Source organism: Methylocella silvestris (assembly GCF_002891535.1).
Taxonomy (GTDB): Bacteria; Pseudomonadota; Alphaproteobacteria; order Rhizobiales; family Beijerinckiaceae; genus Methylocapsa; species Methylocapsa silvestris_A.
Genome location: NZ_PDZR01000036.1, coordinates 1 through 21709 on the forward strand (window position 1 = coordinate 1; position 21709 = coordinate 21709).

General features: G+C 62.0%; 15 protein-coding genes and 1 pseudogene. 4 read left to right on the forward strand and 12 right to left on the reverse strand.

All coding sequences use genetic code 11. The annotated features are described in order from the left end of the window. Positions 1-92: 92 nt before the first annotated feature. From CR492_RS19225 to CR492_RS19240, 4 genes are read right to left on the reverse strand one after another with little or no spacing between them, the layout of a single operon-like run. A complete protein-coding gene (locus CR492_RS19225; RefSeq protein ID WP_102845342.1) occupies positions 93-1127 on the reverse strand; it encodes a dihydroorotate dehydrogenase-like protein in 1035 nt (344 codons plus the stop codon). Between the two features lie 9 nt (positions 1128-1136). Next, positions 1137-4790: a pyruvate:ferredoxin (flavodoxin) oxidoreductase gene (nifJ, locus tag CR492_RS19230; RefSeq protein ID WP_102845343.1), complete on the reverse strand. Its 3654-nt coding sequence runs from the start codon at positions 4788-4790 to the stop codon at positions 1137-1139. After that, the gene (locus CR492_RS19235) at positions 4787-6445 is read right to left on the reverse strand and encodes an NAD(P)-binding protein (RefSeq protein WP_102845344.1); all 1659 of its coding nucleotides are present in this window, start codon (positions 6443-6445) and stop codon (positions 4787-4789) included. Before CR492_RS19235 ends, nifJ begins: the two co-directional genes overlap by 4 nt. Before the next feature lie 19 nt (positions 6446-6464). Continuing rightward, the gene (locus CR492_RS19240; RefSeq protein ID WP_102845345.1) at positions 6465-7739 is read right to left on the reverse strand and encodes an MFS transporter; all 1275 of its coding nucleotides are present in this window, start codon (positions 7737-7739) and stop codon (positions 6465-6467) included. A gap of 359 nt (positions 7740-8098) precedes the next feature. Here CR492_RS19240 and CR492_RS19245 point away from each other — a divergent pair, with 359 nt between their 5' ends. The 3 genes from CR492_RS19245 (at position 8099) to CR492_RS21255 (ending at position 9605) form a co-directional block, all read left to right on the forward strand. Beyond that, a complete protein-coding gene (locus CR492_RS19245; protein ID WP_432431223.1) occupies positions 8099-8317 on the forward strand; it encodes a CsbD family protein in 219 nt (72 codons plus the stop codon). A gap of 133 nt (positions 8318-8450) precedes the next feature. Beyond that, a protein-coding gene (locus CR492_RS19250) for an IS5 family transposase (protein ID WP_432431224.1) occupies positions 8451-9202 on the forward strand; the annotation gives its coding sequence in 2 pieces (ribosomal slippage) (positions 8451-8774 and positions 8777-9202; 750 coding nt in all). Between the two features lie 109 nt (positions 9203-9311). After that, positions 9312-9605, forward strand: coding sequence for a hypothetical protein (locus CR492_RS21255; protein WP_245412180.1), 294 nt, complete (start codon positions 9312-9314; stop codon positions 9603-9605). A gap of 5 nt (positions 9606-9610) precedes the next feature. Here CR492_RS21255 and CR492_RS19260 read toward each other — a convergent pair whose 3' ends face one another. Then, complete coding sequence (locus tag CR492_RS19260) at positions 9611-13933, reverse strand: CheR family methyltransferase (protein WP_245412181.1); 4323 nt, start codon at positions 13931-13933, stop codon at positions 9611-9613. Positions 13934-14585: 652 nt separating this feature from the next. Here CR492_RS19260 and CR492_RS19265 point away from each other — a divergent pair. Continuing rightward, positions 14586-14921, forward strand: coding sequence for a response regulator (locus tag CR492_RS19265; RefSeq protein WP_245412182.1), 336 nt, complete (start codon positions 14586-14588; stop codon positions 14919-14921). A 176-nt stretch (positions 14922-15097) separates the two neighbouring features. On the opposite strand, the gene fabI is transcribed toward CR492_RS19265, so the two are convergent. The 7 genes and pseudogenes from fabI to CR492_RS19300 all read right to left on the reverse strand — a co-directional run. Further along, a complete protein-coding gene (gene fabI / locus CR492_RS19270; RefSeq protein ID WP_102845350.1) occupies positions 15098-15877 on the reverse strand; it encodes an enoyl-ACP reductase FabI in 780 nt (259 codons plus the stop codon). A gap of 11 nt (positions 15878-15888) precedes the next feature. Continuing rightward, positions 15889-17076 (reverse strand): acetate/propionate family kinase, encoded by a 1188-nt coding sequence (locus CR492_RS19275; RefSeq protein ID WP_102845351.1) that lies wholly within the window; start codon positions 17074-17076, stop codon positions 15889-15891. Beyond that, positions 17073-18476, reverse strand: a complete 1404-nt coding sequence (locus tag CR492_RS19280) for a bifunctional enoyl-CoA hydratase/phosphate acetyltransferase (protein ID WP_102845352.1) — start codon at positions 18474-18476, stop codon at positions 17073-17075. The genes CR492_RS19275 and CR492_RS19280 overlap by 4 nt, the downstream gene beginning before the upstream one ends. A gap of 5 nt (positions 18477-18481) precedes the next feature. Then, positions 18482-20236 carry a PHA/PHB synthase family protein gene (locus CR492_RS19285; protein WP_102845353.1) on the reverse strand — a complete coding sequence of 585 codons (1755 nt, stop codon included), beginning with the start codon at positions 20234-20236 and terminating at the stop codon, positions 18482-18484. 275 nt (positions 20237-20511) lie between these two features. Then, entirely contained in the window at positions 20512-20811 is a 300-nt protein-coding gene (locus tag CR492_RS19290; protein WP_245412183.1) for a hypothetical protein, read from the reverse strand. Positions 20812-20979: 168 nt separating this feature from the next. After that, positions 20980-21612, reverse strand: a complete 633-nt coding sequence (locus tag CR492_RS19295) for a cation:proton antiporter (protein WP_102845355.1) — start codon at positions 21610-21612, stop codon at positions 20980-20982. Beyond that, a pseudogene (locus CR492_RS19300) lies at positions 21582-21709 on the reverse strand (IS5 family transposase); the annotation flags it as partial. The gene CR492_RS19295 and the pseudogene CR492_RS19300, both read right to left, overlap by 31 nt.

Genomic DNA, 21709 nt, shown 5'->3' on the forward strand with positions numbered 1-21709 from the left:
GACCGCTGGTCGTCGCCAGCCGCACAGCTTCCTTTTCAAAGTCCGCCGTGAAACGGCGCTGCTGCTTCCCCATCGCGGTTTCCTTTCAAATCTCAGGAAACCTCTCCATTTTTCCGGGGCAAGTCCAAAGAGCCTTGATAGCTCAGCAAACTTTCCATGTACCCGCTGCGCTCTTGCGCTTCGGATTCGGCTTCGGGGTGGGAAGGCCGCATCAATCCCGTGATTGCGCTTACCGAAGCAAAGCCTCGCGCGGACAGCCAGATCTCAAGACCTGATACAAGCGTGCGCAGATGCGTGGGTCCATGCCGCAGCAGCGACGAGGCCGTCATCACTGCATTGGCGCCCGCAAGAATGTATTTGATCACCTCCTCGGCCGTAGCGACGCCCGTGCCCGCGGCGAGCGAGGCATGCGGCAACCGGCCCGAGAGAACGGAGAGCCAGAGCAGGCCAAGCCGGATCTCGCCCGCGCCGCTCAGCGTCGCGTCATTTTTCCAGGCGAGGCGAAGGAGGTCGATATCGGGCTGATAGAGGCGATTGAACAGAACCAGCCCGTCGGCTCCGGCATGATCAAGCTGCTGCGCGAAATCGCCGAACGCCGAAAAGTAAGGATGCAGTTTGACAGCGACGGGTAGTTTGACCCGGCTGCGGACGGCTTCGAGCAGCGCCACGCAATCGGCCTCGGCGTGCGCGCCCGTCACGCCGGGCCCGGACGCGATCCGATAGATGTTGAGTTCGAGGGCTGTCGCTCCGGCCTGTTCGATCAGCCTTGCATAATCGACCCAGCCGGCAACGGTTGTTCCATTGAGGCTTGCAATAATCGGTATGTCGACGGCGGCGCGCGCTCGGGCGACGAGATCGAGATAGCCGTGGGGCCCTGAATTATACGTAACGGCCGCCGGAAAATAGGAGCTTGCTTCCGGAGAGCTGTCGGCGCCGATTCTTGCGAGCTCATCGGCTGCTCGCGACTCTGCCTCGATCTGCTCCTGGAACAGCGATGGCAGCACCACGGCGCCTGCGCCAGAATCTTCCATTTGCCGAATGATTCCGACATCGCCCGAGAGCGGCGACGCCGACGCGATCAGCGGGGTGCGCAGAGAAAGGCCGAGATAGCGGGTGCGGAGATCCATGCGCCTGTCCTAGCTTTTCTCTGCGCCGAGCGCACTGACGTCGGGGTGGAAACGGCTGCCGTCGCGGCTGGCGAGCGCCTCGTATTGCGCATATTTTTCGGTTGCTGCGGTCTGCGCGTGGGCGAGCAGCTCGGCCGCCTCGCGCGGCCTGATGTTGGCGAGGCTGCGATAGCGCAGTTCATTGTAGGCGTAGTCCTTCAGTGGGATCGTCGGGCGCGGCGAATCGAGCCTGAACGGCGCCTCGTCGGCTTTGCGCATCGCCGGATTGAAGCGGAACAGCGGCCAGTAGCCCGAGGCGGCCGCCAGATCCTGCTGGCGCATCCCGTGGCGCAGATCAAAGCCATGCGCGATGCAGTGGCTGTAGGCGAGGATCAGCGAGGGTCCTGGCCACGCCTCGGCCTCGCGGAACGCCAGCAGGGTTTGTTGCGGATTGGCGCCCATCGCCACCTGGGCGACATAAACATTCCCATACGCGATCGCCTGCAGGGCGAGGTCCTTGCGCGCCACTCGCTTGCCCGCGGCGGCGAATTTGGCGACAGCGCCGAGCGGGGTCGCTTTCGAGGCCTGGCCGCCGGTGTTTGAATAGACTTCGGTGTCGAGCACCAGCACATTGACGTCGCGGTCGGACGCGAGCACATGGTCGAGACCGCCATAGCCGATGTCATAGGCCCAGCCATCGCCGCCGACCAGCCAGATGCTGCGGCGAACGAGGTGGTCCAGCACCGACAGGAGGTCCAATGCGCGGGGATCCTCGCCCATCTCGGCCAGGCGCCGTTTCAATTCGGCGACGCGGCCGCGCTGCGCGAGGATCTCGGATTCGCGGATTTGCGGCGCCTCCAGGATCGCATCGGCCAGCTGCTGGCCAAGCGTCGGCGCGAGATCGCGCAGCAGCTTGGCCGCCATTGCGCTGTGCATGTCGGCGGCCAGCCGAAACCCAAGGCCGAATTCGGCGTTGTCTTCGAACAGGGAGTTGGACCAGGCGGGCCCGCGTCCTTCGCGGTTGGCGGCCCAGGGCGTGACCGGCAGATTGCCGCCGTAAATCGAAGAACAGCCGGTCGCATTGGCGATCTGCAGCCGATCGCCGAACAATTGGGAGAGGAGTCGAAGATAGGGCGTCTCGCCGCAGCCGCCGCAAGCGCCCGAGAATTCGAACAAAGGCTCGAGGAACTGGATGCCCCGCACATTGGCGAAATCGACCAGGGCGCGATTGTTTTCCGGCAGCGATTCGAAGAAGGCGATATTGCTCCGCTCAGCCTCGAGCAGCGGCGCCTTCGGACCCATGTTGATCGCTTTGGTCGCGGGCCGACTCGGACTGTGGGCGGGACAAACCTCGACGCAGATCCCGCAACCGGTGCAATCCTCGACGTAGAATTGCAGGGTGAAGCGGTTGTCGGGATAACCGCGCGCGTTGACCGGCGCCGATTTGAAGGTCGGCGGCGCAGGCGCGTTCGGATCGGCAAGCCGCGCTTCATCGTAGAATCGCGCGCGGATGACCGAATGCGGGCAAGCGATCGAGCACTGGCCGCATTGGATGCAAAGATCTGTTTCCCAGATTGGAACTTCATCCGCGATATTGCGCTTCTCCCAAGCGGCGGTGCCCAAGGGGAACGTGCCGTCGACGGGCATGGCGCTGACCGGGAGCGCGTCGCCTCGGCCGGCCATGATCGCGGCCGTGAAGTTATGCACGAAAGCCGGCGCCGACGCCGACACGATCGGAGGCCGCTCGAAAGCGCTGTTCGCCGCCGTCGGGACGGCGACTTCGCTCAAATGGGCGAGGGTCTGATCGACGGCCTCGAAGTTTTTGGCGACGACGTCGGGCCCCTTTTCGCCATAGCTTTTCTCGATCATATGCTTGATGCGCTGCACCGCTTCATCGTGCGGCAGCACGCCCGAGATCGCAAAGAAGCAGGTCTGGAGCACGGTATTGACCCGGCCGCCAAGCCCGGCGTCGCGCGCGACTTTCGATGCGTCGATGACGAAAAACCGCAAGCGCTTGTCGATGATCTGCTGCTGGACCGAGCGCGGCAGGTGATCCCACGCTTTGTCGGCGTCATATGGACAGTTGAGGAGAAAGGTCGCGCCAGGCGCCGCGAGCGACAGGACGTCGATGCGATCAAGGAACACGAACTGGTGACAGGCGACGAAGCTCGCTGCCGCGATCAGATAAGGCGCGCGGATCGGGCGAGGCCCGAAGCGAAGGTGAGAAACCGTCTGGGCGCCGGACTTGTGCGAATCATAGACAAAATAACCCTGCGCATAGCGGTCCGCATCCTCCGCCAGGATCTTGACGCTGCTCTTGTTGGCGCCGACCGTTCCATCCGATCCAAGCCCGTAGAAGACGGCGCGCACCACCTCGTCCGGCTCGATCATGAAGCCTTGGTCGACATCGAGGCTCGTCCCCGACACGTCGTCGGTGATGCCGACGGTGAAGCTGTTGCGCGGCGAAGGCTTTTCCAGTTCGTCGAAGACAGCCTTCACCATCGCGGGCGTAAAATCCTTCGACGACAGCCCATAGCGGCCGCCGATCACGCGCGGCATGATCGCCCGGCGGCCCGCGCCGACGGCGTGGGCGAGCGTGGCGACGACGTCGAGATAAAGCGGCTCGCCAGTCGCGCCCGGCTCCTTCGTGCGCTCCAGAACGGCGATGGCCCGCGTCGTGTCAGGCAGGGCGGCGAGAAAATGATCGGCGGAGAATGGGCGATAGAGGCGCACCTGCAGAACGCCCAGTTTCCGCCGCCCGTTCGTTCGATTCAACACGGCGGCGGCGTCGCGCGCGGTCTCAGCCGCCGAACCGATCAACACGACCACATGCTCCGCGTCGGGCGCGCCGTCATACTCGAACAGGCGATAGCTGCGCCCGGTGATGCTGGCGAAATCCGCCATCGCCTTTTCGACGATGCTTGGCGTGCGTGCGTAAAAGGGATTCACGGTCTCGCGCGCCTGGAAAAACGTGTCGGGATTTTGCGCCGTTCCGCGCATCGCCGGCCGCTCCGGCGTCAGCGCACGCGCGCGGTGCGCCCGCACGAGATCGTCGCGGATCATCATGCGGATTTCGTCATCTGACAAAAGCGTGAGCTTGTTCAGCTCGTGCGAGGTGCGAAACCCATCGAAAAAATGCAGGAACGGAACGCGGCTCTCAAGCGTCGCCGCCTGGGCGATCAGCGCCAGATCATGCGCCTCCTGAACCGAGCCCGACGACAGGAGCGCGAAGCCGGTGGCGCGGACGCCCATCACGTCCGAATGGTCGCCAAAAATCGACAGCGCCTGCGTGGCGACCGAGCGCGCCGCGACATTGAAGACCGTCGCCGTCAGCTCCCCCGCGATCTTGTACATGTTGGGGATCATCAGAAGGAGACCCTGCGACGAGGTGAAAGTCGTCGTCAGCGCGCCGGATTGGAGCGCGCCATGCACCGCGCCGGCGGCTCCGCCCTCACTCTGCATCTCCTGCACGACGGGGATGTCTCCCCAGATGTTGAAGAGCCCGGTCGAGGCCCATTCGTCAGCCAGTTCCGCCATCGTCGAAGACGGCGTAATCGGATAGATCGCGCAGACCTCGTTAACCCGGTAGGCGACGTAGGCGACGGCGGTGTTGCCGTCCATGGTCGCGGTCTTCTGCGTCGCGGCCTTGTCGATCGCGGTCTGGTGTGTCACGGCGACGTTCATGCCACTTGCTCCGGCGCAGCTTTGGCGGGTTCGGGGATCATCTCGATCGCGTGGCAGGGACACTGCTCGTAGCAGACGGCGCAGCCCGTGCAGCGATCAAAGTCATAGCGGTAGCGCAAGCCCGGTCCAAGCTTGACGATCGCCTGTTCGGGGCAGGCGGCGTAGCATTGATCGCACTCGAAGCAGTTACCGCAAGAGAGACAGCGCCGCGCCTCATAGCGCGCTTCGGCTTCGCTCAACCCGGCTGTTGTCTCTTCAAAGCCATGGCTGATCCGCTGATCCGCTTCTGTTTCAGTTTGCACCGAGCGGGGCGCGTCGGCGTATATGGGCAAGTTGAGCAGGGCGAAGTCGACAATGGGGTGTTTTGCGGACGTTTGCAGCGGATTTCCGCGCAGCCATGCGTCGATGTGGCGGGCGGCTTTCTTACCGTGGCCTACTGCCGCCGTGACGGTTCGATCGCCAGGCGCCATGTCGCCGCCGGCGAAAAGTCCAGGCCGGCCTGTCATCATGGCGTCGTCCACCTTGACTGTGCCTCCAGCCAGGAATGCGACTCCGGGCACGTTGCGCAGGAAGCCGCTGTCGGTCTGCTGACCCAGCGCCAGGACAAGGGAGTCGGCCGAGAGCGTTTCCAATTGTCCGGTCGGTTGCAGATGGCCCTCACCGTCCAGCCGCATCTCTTCGACGGTGAGCTGGCCTTCGCCAACATCCTTGATGGTGCTGAGCCATTTGATCTTGACGCCTTCCGAGAGCGCCTCGTCGGTCTCGATGGCCTTTGCGCCCATATGGGCGCGATCGCGATGGTAGACGATGATCGCCTCCTCGGCCCCGAGCCGTCGCGCGGTGCGGGCCGCGTCCATCGCCGTATTGCCGCCGCCGTAAATCACGACGCGGCGGCCGAGGCGCGGCGGCTCCCCTGTCTCCACCTGGTGAAGCAATGTGACGGCGTCGAAGACGCGCGACGCGTCGCGCGCCGGTATGTCGATGCGCTTGCCGATCTGGGCGCCGATCGCGACGAAGACGGCGTCGAATGCGCCGTCCGTCTGCTCGGCCAGCACGTCTTCGACCTTGTGATTGAGCGTGATCCTCACGCCCATGGATTCGATGCGGCGGATCTCCGTCATCAGAACGTCGCGTGGCAACCGATAGGCGGGGATGCCGAAATGCAGCATGCCGCCGGGCAGCGGCCCCGCTTCACGAATTTCAACCTCATGACCCAAGCGCGCAAGATGATAGCTCGCCGACAATCCGCTCGGGCCGCCGCCGACCACGAGGATGCGCTTGCCGCTCGGCGCCGCCGTCACGGGCAGGGTCCAGCCCTGCGCCGTCGCCAGATCGCCGAGGAACCGCTCCACCGCGTGAATGCTGACCGCGCTGTCAAGCTGAGCGCGGTTGCAGCCTGTCTCGCAGGGATGATAGCAAACGCGCCCATGGACGGCCGGAAACGGATTCTCGCGTAAAATCGTCTCCCAGGCCTCGCGGTATTTTCCGGCCTGCGCCAGATCGAGCCAGGCCTGCACATTCTCGCCGGCCGGGCAGGCGTTGTTGCAAGGCGGCATAAGGTCGACGTAGTGCGGCTGACGCGTGCGGACGGGACCGGCGCCTTTTTCATGCAAAAGGTCGACGACCGGGGTGAAATCGGACTTCAGCGCTGTCATGGGCGATCTCGATCCTTCTTTAGGATGCGCTTGCGGCGGGCGTCTGCCGGGCGGCGGCCCCGGTTTCGCGCAGGAAAAGCGTCAGAATGAATGACAGAACGATGGCGCCGCCCCAGATGTAGTCAGCTTGGTGAAAGTGATCCAGCGTCAGCGGCCTGCCGCCGGACAATCGCATGAGGGCCAAGCCGAAGACCGGCGCGAGAAAAGCGCTCAGGCTGAAGACCAGGAAATTCATGGCGCCCGTCGCGCTGCCTTTCACGTTGTCCGGATTGGCTTCCTTGATCATCGAGTAAGGGATCATGGCCGCGCCGGACCCTATCCCGAAGAAGAGGCCGCCGAAATAGGGAGGGATAAACGCCTCAAGATATGAAATGCCGAGACCCGATATCATCATGAGGGCGATGCCCGCGATGAGGACCGGCTTGCGGCGGCCAATCCGGTCGGCAAGGTAGCCGAGAAGCGGCGCGCCGATCACCCAACCGAGCGGCACCATCGATGATCGCGCGACCGCTTCTTCCGTCGCGATCCCGAAACCCTGGTGCAGCAACGTGACTCCCCAGATCATGTCGCCGATTGTCGTCGGCATGAACAGAAGGCCGCCGATGATTCCGCAGAGGTAGGATTGCGGGTTCGTCAGCACGACCTTGTAGGGCGCGAACATGGTCAAGAGAGAGCCATGAACTTTGTCATGGCTTGCAGGCGTCGCTACCAGCATCAGCACCGCGAGCGCCGTCAGCGCGGCGCCTGCGTAGAACCAGAAGGACTGCCAGCCGATCGAGCCATGCACCAGGGGACCGACCGCGAATTGCCCGGCGAAGCCGCCGAGCATGCCGCAGAGCTGGGTGACGCCGATAGCGGTCGCCAGCCATTTCCCCGAAAAGCCATGAACGGCGAGATAGACGGCGCCGGTGAAGGCGAAGGCCGACCCCGCGCCCTGCAGCAACCGTCCGCCTTCCACTGTGGTGATTGCGCCGAATCCGAACAACACGCTGCCGATGGCGGTGGACAGAACGCCGATGAAGATCGGCAGCTTGGCGCCGAAGCGATCCAGAGAGGCGCCTGAGACGAGCGCGAAGGCGGCGTAGGTGTAGTAGTACATGCCAAGCAGCGCGCTCACGCCCAGCGTCGTCAGGCCGAATGCGGTCGTCAGTTCCGGGATCATCACGCCCGGCGCAGAACGCAGGGCATATTGCAGGAAATAGAAAATGAGGCAGAGCGCCCACGCAATGATGAATGCAGTCCGCGACGCTTCCGGTCTGGCGGGCGCCTCTATGGTTGCAGCAATCGCCGTCATCGCGGATCCCTCCAGTAGGCCGGATGTCTCTTTTCAGCCGGCCCAAAGCCGCGCCATGTCCTTCTCCCGAGGGATGTCACGAGCCAAATCTCCATGTGGTCAATTCGTGCGGGCGGCGAGAGAGTTTTTAGCTCCGGAAAGCCGCTCATGCGCGGCGGGCCTTATCCGCAGCACGCCTCCATCATGGCCATGTCGAGACATTGAGCGGTAGCCTCGGAAACTACTCAGATAGATTTGGATAGATTTGCAGGAATGCGGTTTGGCGCCCGCGCCAGAGCGTCGAATCAGTCGTCGTCATCGCCGCCATGCCGCGATATGCGGGTAGATTCCGAGTCTATCTTTGAGGAATGAACGGCGTAATGTCCCTCGTACACAAACGATCGAGCGACTGGGAGAACAAAAATATGGACAAGGATCGGCTAGCGGGATCGGCAAAACAAATCAAAGGCAAGATCAAGGAGGTCTCAGGCAAGATCCTTGGCGACGCCAAGCTGGAATCTGAAGGCAAGGCTGAGCAGGTCGCAGGTAAGACCCAGAATGCGGTGGGAGGCCTCAAGGACACGTTGAAAGGCGAATAGATCCAATCGTACATCTCTCTTTCCGAGACGCGGCAATCGTTCCGTCGCCACGATTCGCTAGGTTGAGAACCCATACAGTCATTTGATTCTATGGTATCTTTTCTCCATGATTTGAGTCGCGGGGGCGAATGTCATGGCGAAGAGTTTGTTTTGGCTGTCGGATGCGGCATGGGAGGCGCTGGAGCCGCATCTGCCGCGCGGCAAGCCGGGAAAGCCGCGGGTGGACGATCGGACCGTCATTTCAGGCATCCTGCATGTGTTGAAAACAGGATGCCGCTGGCGCGACGTTCCGCCAGCCTATGGGCCCCCGACGACGATCTACAACCGCTACAATCGTTGGTCGCAGCGCCGCGTCTGGCAGCGTCTCTTCGAGAAAATGGCGGCCGCCGGTCCCGTGCCGGACGAACTTTCCATCGACTCAAGCCATGTCAAGGCGAATCGCTCGGCGAGCGGTTCAAAAAGGGGGAGTTCGCGGAAGCGATTGGCCGCTCGCGCGGCGGAAGAACAAGCAAAATCCACGCTTTGGCCGATGATCGCGGCAGACCGGTCGCCTTTGCGCTGACGCCGGGAAACACCGCCGACATCTCCATGGCGATTCCACTGCTTGGAGCCGTCTCAAGACCAAAGCGGCTGCTGGCGGACAAAGCCTACGACGCCGATAGCCTGCGCAACTGGCTCAAGCAAGGGAAGGTCAAGGCGGTCATTCCATCCACCGCCTCACGGCGGACGCCCTATCCGCTCGACGCCAAGGCCTACAAACGCCGAAACGTCATTGAACGCATGTTCTGCAAGCTGAAGAACTGGCGACGCGTCGCAACAAGATATGATCGCCACGCGCAAAACTATCTCTCCGGCCTCGCACTTGCCGCCATAATGATTTCATAGACCTGAATGAGTCGCCAACCTAACCGGACGAGGAACGTTGGTTTCCACATGCGACGCGAAAGAGCCGCATCTTTTCGAACAATCAGCTTACAGAGCGGGAAGGCGTGAAATGAGCACAATTCTGATTATTCTGATGCTTGTTTTGTTACTTGGCGGCGGCGGATACTTTGGGCAGAGGATGTACGGCGGGGCTGGCCTGCGGCGGCGTCGGTTTGGTGTTGGTCATCATAATCGTAGTCTGGCTGGTCGGCGGCTCGAATATCGGCTGATTGGAGCCTCAAAGGATCGCCGCAGGGATTCTGCGCGAAGGCCGTCGTCGATCGGGTTCAGCCATGGTCCCGGCGCAGTCGGCAAGTCAATGGATCGCTTTCGTCTGACCAAGGCGCAAACCAGCGGCGGTTGACGCCGCTATGGAAGCCGCCGAAACGACTTGGCGGCGGGTCTCCGCGTAGCTTTGACTGACGCGCTATCTGCGACGATCGACTCGTCAGCCCCATACCCGGTGGCGGCAAGCGCCAGGCGCGCCAACGCCGGGAGAGAGGTTGAGCCCGTTTTCTTCATGATCGAGGCGCGATGGTTTTCAACAGTGCGTTGGCTGATGCCGAGATCCGCGGCGATGTTCTTGTTGGGGCGGCCAGCGAGGACCAGATCCATGATCTGGCGCTGCCGCATCGTGAGCCCCGCGATGCGATTCGCGGCATCCTCTCGCCAGACGGATAGCTTCGCAGCGTCCTTCGATTGCTCAAGAGCGCGCGCGATGCTAGCGAGGAGTTCGTTGCCTCCAATTGGTTTCTCTATGAAGTCCAAAGCGCCTGCCTTCATCGCCTGCACGGCTATCGGCACGTCGCTATTGCCGGTAATCATGATCGCCGGGAGTCGATCGCCCGCCTCGTTGAGACGCCGCAGCAATTCGACCCCATCCATGCCCGGAAGATAGGCGTCGATCAAGAGGCATCCCTCCCGGCCGGGATGATAGGCTTTGAGGAACGTCTCGCTGGACGAATAGGTTTCGACGATCAGGCCATTCTCCTCCAGCACGTTGCGAATCGCCTCGCAGATGTGACTGTCATCATCGACGACAAAGATTGTGGGCGGCGGGGCGCGCGTTGTCTCGTCGTTGGCGAACGAGGTTCGCCTGCTTGATGCCGAGGGCGAGGCCGGAAGGAGCCGCTGAATGACCTGTGTCAACTCCTCCATCTTCACCGGCTTGTTCAGCTGGACGCAATCCTGAAGCGCGATATCTCGAAGGGCGTCGGTGGAGATATCGCCGGTCAGAATAATGACCGGGATCACACGCTGAAGCGTCTCTCGCATTTTTGCGGTGAGCTGAAGGCCGTTGAGGCCGTTAGGAAGATTGTAGTCAGCTATAATGAGGTCAGGCCGGCAGGCTCCGCGCGCTATGAGTTCGAGGGCTGCAACGCCATCACGCGCCGTCGCTGTGCAATAGCCCTCTTCCCGTAGCAATAATTCGAGAAGTTCGCTTACGTCGGGGTCGTCTTCGACGATCAGAAGCATGCCTCTGCGACGAACGCCTTCGCTTACGGCGTCCTTGGACCCACTACCATGACGCTCAAGCACCGCCGCCGCCGGCTCGACCGACGAGAGGGTCGCCTCGATCACGAAGGCGGAGCCCTTCCCCGGGCGAGAGTGGACTCGTATCCGATGACCCAGCAAATTGCCCAGGCGTTGCACGATGGCGAGGCCAAGACCGAGACCAAGGCTGCGCTCGCGCGCGACATTGTCAACTTGGTGATACTCCTCGAAGATCGCGCCGAGCTCAGCCGCGGGGATGCCGATTCCGGTGTCCCAGACCTCAATGCTTAGCAAACTTCCGCGCCGGCGGCAGCCGAGCAGCACCTTGCCGCGCTTGGTGTATTTTAACGCGTTGGAAAGCAAGTTCCGGAGCATCTGCTCAAGAAGATGCGGATCGCTGCGGATCGAAAGTCCGCAGGGGACGACGCGCAAGGCAAGACTATGCGCCTGCGCGTGATAGGTGAACTCGTTCTTTAGCCGCTCAAGCAGATCGTTGATCGGAAAAATAGCCATTTCGGCAAAGACTGTGCCAGCCTCGATCTGGTTGATGTCAAGCAGCGTATTCAGCATGCTCGACATCGCAACAAGCGTTTGGTCGAGCCGTGCGAGGAGCTTTTTTGATCTTTCCCCTTCGACGGTCTTGGCGAGCAGTTCATGGAGCAGGACGAGCGTTTGCAGAGGCTGACGCAAATCATGGCTCGCCGCGGCGAGAAAGCGCGACTTTGCGACATTGGCCAGCTCCGCCTGCCGCTTGGCCGCCTCCAGCGCTTCCGATATGCGCTTGCGCTCGGTAATGTCGGCAAAGGTGATGACAACGCCTTCGATCCCGTTCTCTTGCGTGCGGTAGGGCAGAATACAACGATTGTACCAGGCGCCGTCGCGGGCTTCGATCTCCCGCTCCACCGGCGCCCGGCTCTCAAGCACTTCCCGCGCATCGCTCAGAAGAGCGTCGTCGGCAGCCAGCGAGTTCAAGTCCGAAAGCGGCCGCCCGACGTCGCTGGCGATGACGCTGAAGAGCGATTTGGTGGCGGGGGTGAAGAAACGAATATTCAGATTGCGGTCTAGAAAAATCGTCGCGACGTCGGTGCTGTAGAGAACATTTTGCAGATCATCTGAGGTCGTACGCTGACGCTCCAGCGTCTCCTGGAGCTGGCTGTTGAGAGCGGTCAACTCCTCATTCAGCGACTGCAGTTCCTCCTTGGAGGTCAGTAGCTCCTCGTTGGTCGATTGATATTCCTCGTTGACGGATAGCCTCTCTTCGTTGATCGCTTTTTGCTCTTCGATTGAAATTTCGAGGCTGCGGATCGCCCCCTCAAGCTCCAATCTCGTCGCGGCGAGTTCCCGCTCGAGTTCGGTGATCCGCGGAACGTCCCCCGCCTTTGGAGGGCGATGACCTTTCGATTTGGCCGCAGGCTCATCAATAAAGCAAACCAGAAGAAGTTCTTCACCGTCGCTGAGAACGGGCTGAACGGATATGCTGAAAGAAGCCTGATAATCGTCGAGCTGCGTTTGTCCGGCCACGACAACGATGCGAACGTTTCCCTGAATTGCTTGCTGGATCGCGGAGCGAAGTTTCGTGCGCACATCCTCGCGCGCCATGGCGAGCAAATCATGCGTCGGGCGCCCCGGCGCCACGCGCAGATAGCGGTCTGTCGGGCCCAAAGAATAAAGACATTCATGCTCGCGGTTGATCAGCACGGCGGCAGGCGCATAGGTCGCCATCACCAACCGCTGGCAGAGGGCGGCGAAATCGGCCTGACGCGAGGGCCCGGAACCTTGCCCTTCGCGCCTGGCGATTCGCGCTCTTGCCCCGTCGCTCGTGGAAAAGCCGAAGTCCCCCGTCCGGCCATGACCGATGTGCCGATACAGGCGCTCCGGCTTGGAGATCGCCTTGAAGCGGGCGTCAAAATGGCCAACCGTCTCCGCACCGCCAAGAAGAAGAACACCACCGTCGCGCAACGCGAAATCGAAAAGCGAAAGCACCTTCGCCTGCGCCTCGGAGCGCAGATAGATCAGCAGATTCCGGCAAGAAATCAGGTCGAGGCGCGAGAACGGCGGATCGGACAGCACATCGTGCGCCAGGAATACAACCGTCGCACGCAAATCTGGCAATACCCTGTAACCGTGATCTTCCTTGGAAAAGAAAGAAGCAAGCCGCACCGGGGACACATCCTTCTCGATCGCCTCCGGGTAGAGACCCTCTCTCGCGCGCGCGACGGTGCTTGGATCGACGTCGGACGCGATGATTTGCAGCTTGACGTCGAGCTTTGACAGGGCGATTTGCTCGCGCAGGAGCATGGCCAAGGAATAGGTCTCCTCGCCCGTGCTGCAACCGGCGATCCAGACGCGCAATGGGCGATCCGGCGCACAGTTGCGAATGAGATCCGGAATGGTCTTCTCCGCGAGAAAATCGAAAACATTCGGATCGCGGAAGAAGCGCGTGACGTTGATCAACAAGTCCTTGGCGAGATTATTAAGCTCGATCGGGTCGCTCCGAAGCATGTCGAGATACCGATCCGTGTCGCTGGAGTCGACGGCGGCCATCGCCATGCGGCGCTCGATCCTCCGGCGGAGCGTGCCCTGCTTGTAGAGCGTGAAATTATGGATGGTCCCTGCGCGTAGGAGCTCAATGACGTGCGACAGCCAATCTGGCTTCGAGTCCTTCCGATGTAGATTGTTGTGCGTCGGCGCCGCAGACATTTCGTCCCGTCGTTCGGCCAGCGCTTCTGCAATCTTCCCAGCCGGGAGCACGCGATCGACCAGTCCCGTCATGATGGCGCTCTGTGGCATGCCGTCGTAACCGGCGTCAACAGGGTCTTGCGCAATGACGAAACCGCCATTTTCCTTCACGGCTCTAAGCCCCAGGCTGCCATCCGCGCCGGTTCCCGAGAGGATCACGCTGATGGCGCGAGAGCCATATTGCTCTGCCAGAGAGCGCAGCAAAAAGTCGAAGGGAAGACGCGCGCCATGGCGGGCTTGTGGTTGGGAAAGGCGCAGGGCGCCGTCGCTAACGGAAAGATAAGTTCCAGGCGGGATGACATAAAGGTGATCGCGATCGAGCGCCATTCCATCGGCTGCCTGCAGCACGTTCATCGACGTGTGGCTGGCCAGCAGATCCACCATCATACTTTCATGCGTCGGATCGAGATGCTGGACCAGAATGAAAGCCAGGCCGGCATCGGCGGGCAATGTGTCCATGAGCTTTCGGCAGGCGTCAAGTCCCCCCGCCGAAGCGCCGATCCCGACGACCAGGAAATTGCCAGGACCACGAAAGGCTCCGCGAAGTAGCGCGCGCGCCGCCACAGTGCGCTGACTTGATCGAGGCCGACGTCCTTTCGTGGTTTTCGGACGACCTTCCGTCATTATACGTCTATTTCCTCAACTGGGGTTCTCGCGAAGCGAACTCCAGATACTCTTAGCACGGAAATCGGGACGCTTATCGAGATAGCAATCGCCGGCGCAGAATCGCAAGCGCCCACGGCGCTCGCTATGATCTGCGTCAACCTCGCCGCCAATATCGCGCAGGCGATACAAAGGCGCCAGCTCTGAGTAGTTTCCGAGCCTGTCGCGGAAGATCATACTTCCGTTACAGTGCCGAAATGCTGAGCTTTTCCGATGGGGTTGGAATCCGCGCATCTACTTCAATTTGCGGTCAGCACGGCAAGAACGTCTGCGCGGGTCTTGATCCTCTTTCAGTTGATCGGCCGTGGAGCGCTCCAATCTGGCGAGCCTTAATCGGACCGTTGCGGGAACACTGTAGCGCGCCGGCATTCGAGGACTTCCTCCAGTTCGGAATAAATGGCGACGATGTCTCAGCAAAGGTGAAACAATGAAAGCGCTCCGGATCCTCGTGGTTGAGGACGACGCCCTGAACGCCCTGTTTCTTGGCCAAATGCTTGAGGAGATGGGCCACGTCGTTTGCGCGATGGAGGCCACCGAGGCCGGCGCCGTCGCGGCCGCCGCGCAATTCCGTCCGGACTTGATGATCGTCGACGCTCAATTACGCGACGGAAGCGGCGTGATCGCCGTCGAAAGAATACTCGAAAACGGGTTCATCCCGCACGTCTTTGTCAGCGGCGGCAGAGTCAGGGCGACTAGGTCGGACGCAGTGATTTTACATAAGCCGTTTCGCGAAGTCGATCTTGCTCAGGCTATTCAACGTGCGCGCGCTGACGCTGCACTTTGAAATATCATGCCCAAAGCGCGCATCACGCGCAAAGTACGGGTAAGCGTTCATTCGCTTATCGCGTACGCCACTGAATCTGACCGGCCGCCGTTGGCGAGAGGGCGAAATCCTTCCGTCGATCCAGCGGATCACGAACGGCGCGTGCAATTTTTCGCCGGGGTTATGCCGTTCTGATGTCATGCCATCGCGTGCTGGCCGCCATCGACAGGGATGATGGTTCCGGTGATGCGGCGTGCGCCGTCGCTGACCAGGAACGCAGCCAAAGCGCCGACGTCCTCAATGTCGACAAGCTGATGCTCCGGCGCGGCGGCGGCTTCCGCAGCCAGCATTTCGTCGAAGTGCGCGATTCCGCTGCCGGCCCTCGTGCGGATGGCGCCGGGTGAGATTGCGTTGGCGCGAATGCCCTTTGGTCCGAGTTCGGCGGCGGTGTAACGGACCGCGCTTTCGAGCGCCGCCTTCACCGGACCCATCAGATTATAGTTTGCGACCACTTTTTCTGAACCGTAGAAGGTGACAGTCAGGAGACAACCGCCATTGGTCATCAGCGGCTCGGCCAAATGCGCCATCCGCAAAAATGAGTGACAGGACACGTCCATGGCCAAAGAGAACCCAGCGGGGCTGCAATCCACCACGCGGCCGTGCAGATCCTCCGCAGGCGCAAATGCGATAGCATGCAGTAGAAAGTCCAGTTGGCCCCATTCCGTGCGAATCCGCTGGAAGGCCGCCTCGAGCTGGCCAGGACTTTCGACATCGCAGGGCAGCAGCAGCTTGCAGCCGAGCGAGTCGGCGACAGGGCGGACATAGGGCAGCGCCTTGTCGTTCACGTAAGTTGCTGCGAGGCTGGCGCCGGCGTCGACAAAGGCCCGCGCGCAGCCTGCCGCTATGCTGGCCTTGTTGGCGATGCCGACAACAAGGCCGCGCTTCCCTTTGAGGCTGGTTGTTATTGTCAAATCCATGTCTTAGGCTCCTAAAAGGCAGCTGCTCGGTGAATCGTCGCCTGCGTGTGGTGTGCAATCACGGCTTCTTCGTCCGTGACGATGACGCGAACTTCGACTTTGCTGTCCGGCGCGCTGATGCAGGCGGAATTGGCCGCGTTGGCGGCGCTGTTCAGTCGCACGCCGAGCCAGCCGAGGCGCGCGCATACGGCGGCGCGGATTGGCGCTGAATGCTCGCCAATGCCGGCCGTAAAAACGAGACCGTCGAGCCCCCCGAGCGCGCTGATCAGCGCTCCAGCCTGGCAGGCGATGCGATAGGTGAACAGCTCGATTGCTTGCTTCGCATGCGGATCATCGCTTGCGAGAAGCACGCGGACGTCGCCGCTTACGCCTGATGCGCCGAGCAGGCCGGAGCGGCGGTAGAGCATGTCCTCGATATCGGCGAAGCTGCGCCCCTGACGCCCCAGATAGAGGATAACGCCAGGATCGAGGCTGCCGCAGCGGGTCGCCATGACGAGACCGTCAAGCGCGCTGAAGCCGGTGGTGGTTTCGATGCTGACCCCGCCCTGGAGCGCGCAGAGGCTGGCGCCCGCGCCAAGATGTGCGGCAATCACCCGACCGCACGCCAATTGCGGCGATTGCTGCTTCAAGCAGCCGGCGATGTACTCGTAAGACAAGCCGTGAAAGCCATAGCGGCGCACGCCCTGCGCGGCTAGCTCTTGCGGCAGGGCAAACTGGGTCGCCACCAGTGGCATGGTATGGTGAAACGCGGTGTCGAAACAGGCGACCTGAGCTAGCGCGGGTCGGGCGGCGGCGAGCGCGCGGATCGGCGCGAGATTGAGGGGCATATGCAGCGGGTCGAGCGGCGTCAGCGCCCCGAGCGCTGCGATCAACGCCGGGGTGACTGGCTCGGGGACGATGTGATCCGCGCCGCCATCGACGACGCGATGCCCGGCGGCCGCGAGCCCATTGCGACCGAGACGAGCGTCCGCGAACGCCAGCAAATTATCAAGGGCGTCGCCGAACGGATGTCCCGCAGTCGCCTTCCAGCGTCGCTCCGTGAGGACCGCGCCAGCGGCGTCGCGGGCGATCATGTGCGGCGCGGCCTCGTCGAGGTTCTCCACCTCGCCGCGCACCATATCTTTTAGCGTGGCGCCGTCGAATACGGCGAATTTCAAGCTCGATGAGCCTGCGTTCAGAGTGAGAATCGATCCCTTCATGCCGCCGCGGCCGCCCTTGCCGCCAGAACGCCAAGGGCGCAGGACGCGAGGCGCGTAGCCGCGCTATCGGCGCGGCTAGTCAGGATGATCGGCACGCGCGCGCCCAGCACCACGCCGGCCGCCTCGGCCCCGGAAAGGAACGTGAGCTGCTTGGCGAGCATGTTCCCCGCTTCGAGATCGGGAACCACGAGGATGTCCGCGCGGCCCGCGACCGGCGAGATGATATGCTTTTCGGCTGCGGCGGCCTCGTTGATCGCATTGTCAAAAGCGAGCGGACCGTCCACCACGCCGCCGGTGATCTGGCCGCGCTCGGCCATCTTGCAAAGCGCCGCGGCGTCGATCGTGGACGGCATCCGGGCGCTGACGATCTCGACTGCGGCGAGTATGGCGACGCACGGCCGCGCGATGCCAATCACATGCGCAAGATCGATCGCGTTCTGCACGATGCCGACCTTCTCCGCTAGCGTTGGCCTGATGTTGATGGCGACGTCGGTTAACAGAACTGGGCGCGGATAGCCCGGAACGTCCATCAAGTAGATATGGCTGATCTGGCGCGCGCTGCGCAAACCTGTCTCGGACGCGATGACCGGGTGCATCATTTCGTCGGTGTGCAAATCACCTTTCATCAGGAGCGCGACTTCGCCGGCCCGGGCCAGCGCGACAGCCTGCGCCGCGGCGGCGCGGCCGTCCTGCACATCGATCAGGCGCAGAGCGGAGATGTCCGCTCCTGTCGCCCTGGCGACTTCCGCTATCTGCGCTGCGGGTCCGATGAGGACAGGCGCGATGAGTCCCGCCTTCGCCGCGTCGAGCGCGGCCAGCAGCGAGGCGGCGTCGACCGGATTAACCACGGCAGTCTCAACTGGAGCGCCTCCAGCCGCCCGGGAAAGAATCGCCAGCATTGCGTCGTGACGGTTGACCTCGACGCGGGGCAGCACAATCCGCAGACGGCGGACTTTCTCTTTCGGCGCCCGCGTATAGGCCGTGCCGGTGATGACGGCTTCGCCTTTCTGATTGGCGCAGACGCAGTCCAGCGTCACATCGCCTTTTTGAGGCTTCTTCTCCTTTACAGTCAGCGTCGCCGTAATCGTGTCGCCAATCGAAACCGGACGGCGGAAATGCAGATCCTGGCCGAGATAGATCGTTCCTGGACCCGGCAGCTTCGTGCCAAGGACAGCGGAGATTAGCCCCGCCCCCCACATGCCTTGGATGATGATATGATGAAACATGTCCGTTTCGGCGTAGGCGGGATCGACATGCGCGGGGTTGACGTCGCCCGTGACGGTCGAAAAGAGGTCGATGTCGCGTTGAGTGACGAGATGCGACGAACTGGCTGTCTCGCCAATCGTCAGCTCATCGAAGGTGCGGTTCTCGATAAACGAGTCGGCCGTCTTGTCCAGCATGACTCTTATCCTTCCAGTACGTATTTGCCCGGAGCGTCGCAAAGCGGCATGAATCCCGTCGCGCCCATCGGCGGCGGGTCGATGCGGCGACCGGAACGGCTGTCGAGCCATGCCTCCCACTGCAGCCACCAAGAGCCATCGCGGGGCGCGGTGTCGCGCTCCCATTCGTCAGGACCCAGCGTGCGCGCGCCGGCGTCGCGGACACGGATTCGGAAGTGGCGGCGGGGGTGCCCGGGCTCGCTGACGATGCCCGCGTTGTGGCCGCCAGATGTCAGCACGAAGGTCAGCTCGCCGTCATTCAGATAGTGCAACTTGAAGACTGAACGCCAGGGCGCGACATAATCTCTTTCCGTACTCACGAGGAACATCGGCAGCCTGATGTCGTCGAGCGCGAGCGCGTGTCCCGCAACCAGGAAGCGGCCTTCGGCGAGCGCATTGTGAAGGTAGAGGCTTCTTAGATATTCGATGTGCATGCGCGCCGGCAGACGCGTGCCGTCGGCGTCCCATGACATCAGATCGAAGGGCGCATCCTGCTCGCCGAGAAGATAGGCGCGGATTGCATGCGACCACACAAGATCGTTGGCGCGCAGCATCTGAAAGGCGCCGCCCATCTGCGCGCTGGTCAGATAACCTTTGGTCTCCATCATATCGTCGAGGAAGTTCAGCTGATCCTCGGTGATGAACATTTGCAGCGCGCCTGCTTCCGTGAAGTCAGTCTGCGAGGCGAACAGCGACAGAGAGGCGAGGCGGTCGTCTTTGTCGCGCGCCATTGCCGCCGCGGCGATGGTCAGCAACGTGCCGCCGAGGCAGTAGCCGGTGGCGTGAATCTTCGCATTTCCACAGATCGCTTCCACCGCATCGATCGCCGCCATCACGCCTTCAGTGCGGTAATCGTCGAGCGAAGTGTCGCGCATCTCAGCGCCTGGATTGCGCCAGGAGATCGCGAACACCGTGCGCCCCTGCCCGACCAGCCAGTGGATCAGCGAATTGCCCGGCGAAAGATCGAGAATGTAATATTTCATGATCCAGGCTGGCACGATCAGAACCGGCTCAGGGCCGACGCTAGCCGTCGTCGGCGCATACTGGATCAGTTCCATCAGCGCATTACGGAATACGACCTTCCCCGGCGTTGCGGCGAGATCGACGCCGAGGACGAAGTCTTTTGGGACCACGCCGCCTTGGGCGGCGGCCTGATCGCGTAAGAAATTACGCAGACCCGCTGCGAGGTTGGCGCCGCCGCTGGCGCGAGTGGCCTCGATGACCTCGGGGTTTAGCCAGGGCGCGTTGGAGGGCGACATCAAATCGAGCCATTGACGTGCTTGAAAGGCGACAATTCGCCGGTTGGCTGCGTCCACGCCCCCCGGGCTGTTCACGACGTTGAGACACCATTCCTCGGCTAGAAGAACCGACTGTACGAGCAGGTCATAGGGAGGTTTGCTCCACGCCGGATGGGCGAAGCGATGATCTCCAGGCTTCGGCGCGATCGCCTTTTCGCCGCCCATCGCGGCCTCGGCGAGGCGGCGCCACTGCGCCAGCGCCTTTTCGCCCAAAGCCGCTGTCTGAAACGGTTCGTTCGCGGCGTGGGCAGCCCAATCAAGGAAAGCCAGCGCGAGGGTGCTCGGCGATCGGCCGCCGGTATAACGGCTCTGCCAGGCGTGCAGCATGCGATCGAGGTTGGCGTCCGCAGTCCTGTGCGGCGGCGATGCAGAGGCATCCGGGGACTGGGCCAGCGGGAGAGCAGGCTTCGACATATCTAGCATGGCGGAGCTCCTTTGCAGCGATCCCGCCCGGCAGGGGCGGGATTTGCGCGGCGCGCAGGGCGGACAGCCCAGCGCATCACCGTCGGATCCAGAAGCGGTCGGCCTGGCGTCACCTGGCCGACGAAAGTTCCGAGCTCATATTGCGTTCTTTCGCGGTTCTCTATGGCTGAGCCAATCCCGCGCTTCGCCGGCCGCAAGGCGGCTCAGACAGCGATGACTATGTCGTCGCGTTATATAGCGATCAACGGCGCTGCCGCGATAGCTTCGGAAACTACCTATGAAGCATTGGCGGGGCGCCAACGAATTTGCCTTATAATTGCGGCCCCCGTATCAAGGCTTGGTTTCTCCGTCCGTGAGCTCATCACATGCCGGATGGCGCCATCTTTTCCCGCCGCATCCATCGCCTGACAGATCAGCAGAACGGCATAGCGATCGGATGCGTAGTGAAGTTGCTGCAGCTTGCTCAGTTGCGCAATGTGTTCTTGCAGCAGCTTTTGATATTGATCCTTCGACTTATAGAAGGGTTCGACGTTCGTCGGCCGCCTTCCCAAATCGATGTCGTCTCCTTCCCTCACACGGAAGTCTTTTGAGTTGATTTTCGTCCTCCCGGCGATGCCGGTCGCATGGTTGGAGTCAATTCAATCGCCGGTCTCAACTTTTCGGAAGGGCGGTCCTGTGTGGTCCGGTCCTGACTCGGATGAGCTGTCGGAGCATCTGTCCGGAGACTGTCGGGGCGCTCTCGCTTACCGCCCCCCCGGCGCATCAATGCTTTCGGAAGCCGTACCTGTTTTCCGCGTCAAGCCGAGGACGTTGATGAACCAGGGCATGGTCAGGCCCTGGGCGAAGATTGAGAATGCGACCACGGCGAAGGCGACGATGATGATCACTCCTTTCTCCGGCACGGAATCCGGTACGGCCAACGCGAGCGCGAGAGCCAGCGCGCCTCTCAATCCGCCCCAGACAAGAACATGCTGATAACGGATATCGACCTTCAATGGGGCGAACGCGAACAGAGCGCACAGCGGATAAACCGCGGCGATCCGCCCGATAAGAACCAGCCCAATCGCCAGCGCCGCCGCAGGCGTGAAAAGGCGAGTCGCCTGAGTGGCCTCGTTCCCTCCGATCAGAATGAAGACGATAGAGTTCGCGAGGAACGCTGCATACTCCCAGAATGAGATTATGTGTTCGCGGCCGGCAACGGAAATATAGCAGCCCATCAAACCCCTCCAACCCAAATTGCCGACCACCAGACCAGCTGCCAAAGCCGCGAGCACTCCGGACATATGGAGGTGTTCCGCAAGGAGAAATGATCCATAGGCGGCGATAGTGGTGAGCGTGATCTCGACTAGGTCCTGTTGACAAATACCCTCATCCATAGTCGGACGGCGGCGATGAGGACGAAGCCGCGGTAGCTTTCGGCGGTCTTGTCGTAGCGGGTCGCCAAGCGGCGCCAGTTTTTCAGTTTGTTGAAGC

Excerpts from the sequence above, each read along its gene's own strand:
- CR492_RS19225 (WP_102845342.1), bottom strand. The coding sequence starts at position 1,127 with ATGGATCTCCGCACCCGCTATCTCGGCCTTTCTCTGCGCACCCCGCTG.
- nifJ (WP_102845343.1), bottom strand. The coding sequence starts at position 4,790 with ATGAACGTCGCCGTGACACACCAGACCGCGATCGACAAGGCCGCGACG.
- CR492_RS19235 (WP_102845344.1), bottom strand. The coding sequence starts at position 6,445 with ATGACAGCGCTGAAGTCCGATTTCACCCCGGTCGTCGACCTTTTGCAT.
- CR492_RS19240 (WP_102845345.1), bottom strand. The coding sequence starts at position 7,739 with ATGACGGCGATTGCTGCAACCATAGAGGCGCCCGCCAGACCGGAAGCG.
- CR492_RS19245 (WP_432431223.1), top strand. The coding sequence starts at position 8,099 with ATGTCCCTCGTACACAAACGATCGAGCGACTGGGAGAACAAAAATATG.
- CR492_RS21255 (WP_245412180.1), top strand. The coding sequence starts at position 9,312 with ATGAGCACAATTCTGATTATTCTGATGCTTGTTTTGTTACTTGGCGGC.
- CR492_RS19260 (WP_245412181.1), bottom strand. The coding sequence starts at position 13,933 with ATGGACACATTGCCCGCCGATGCCGGCCTGGCTTTCATTCTGGTCCAG.
- fabI (WP_102845350.1), bottom strand. The coding sequence starts at position 15,877 with ATGGATTTGACAATAACAACCAGCCTCAAAGGGAAGCGCGGCCTTGTT.
- CR492_RS19275 (WP_102845351.1), bottom strand. The coding sequence starts at position 17,076 with ATGAAGGGATCGATTCTCACTCTGAACGCAGGCTCATCGAGCTTGAAA.
- CR492_RS19280 (WP_102845352.1), bottom strand. The coding sequence starts at position 18,476 with ATGCTGGACAAGACGGCCGACTCGTTTATCGAGAACCGCACCTTCGAT.
- CR492_RS19285 (WP_102845353.1), bottom strand. The coding sequence starts at position 20,236 with ATGCTAGATATGTCGAAGCCTGCTCTCCCGCTGGCCCAGTCCCCGGAT.
- CR492_RS19295 (WP_102845355.1), bottom strand. The coding sequence starts at position 21,612 with ATGGATGAGGGTATTTGTCAACAGGACCTAGTCGAGATCACGCTCACC.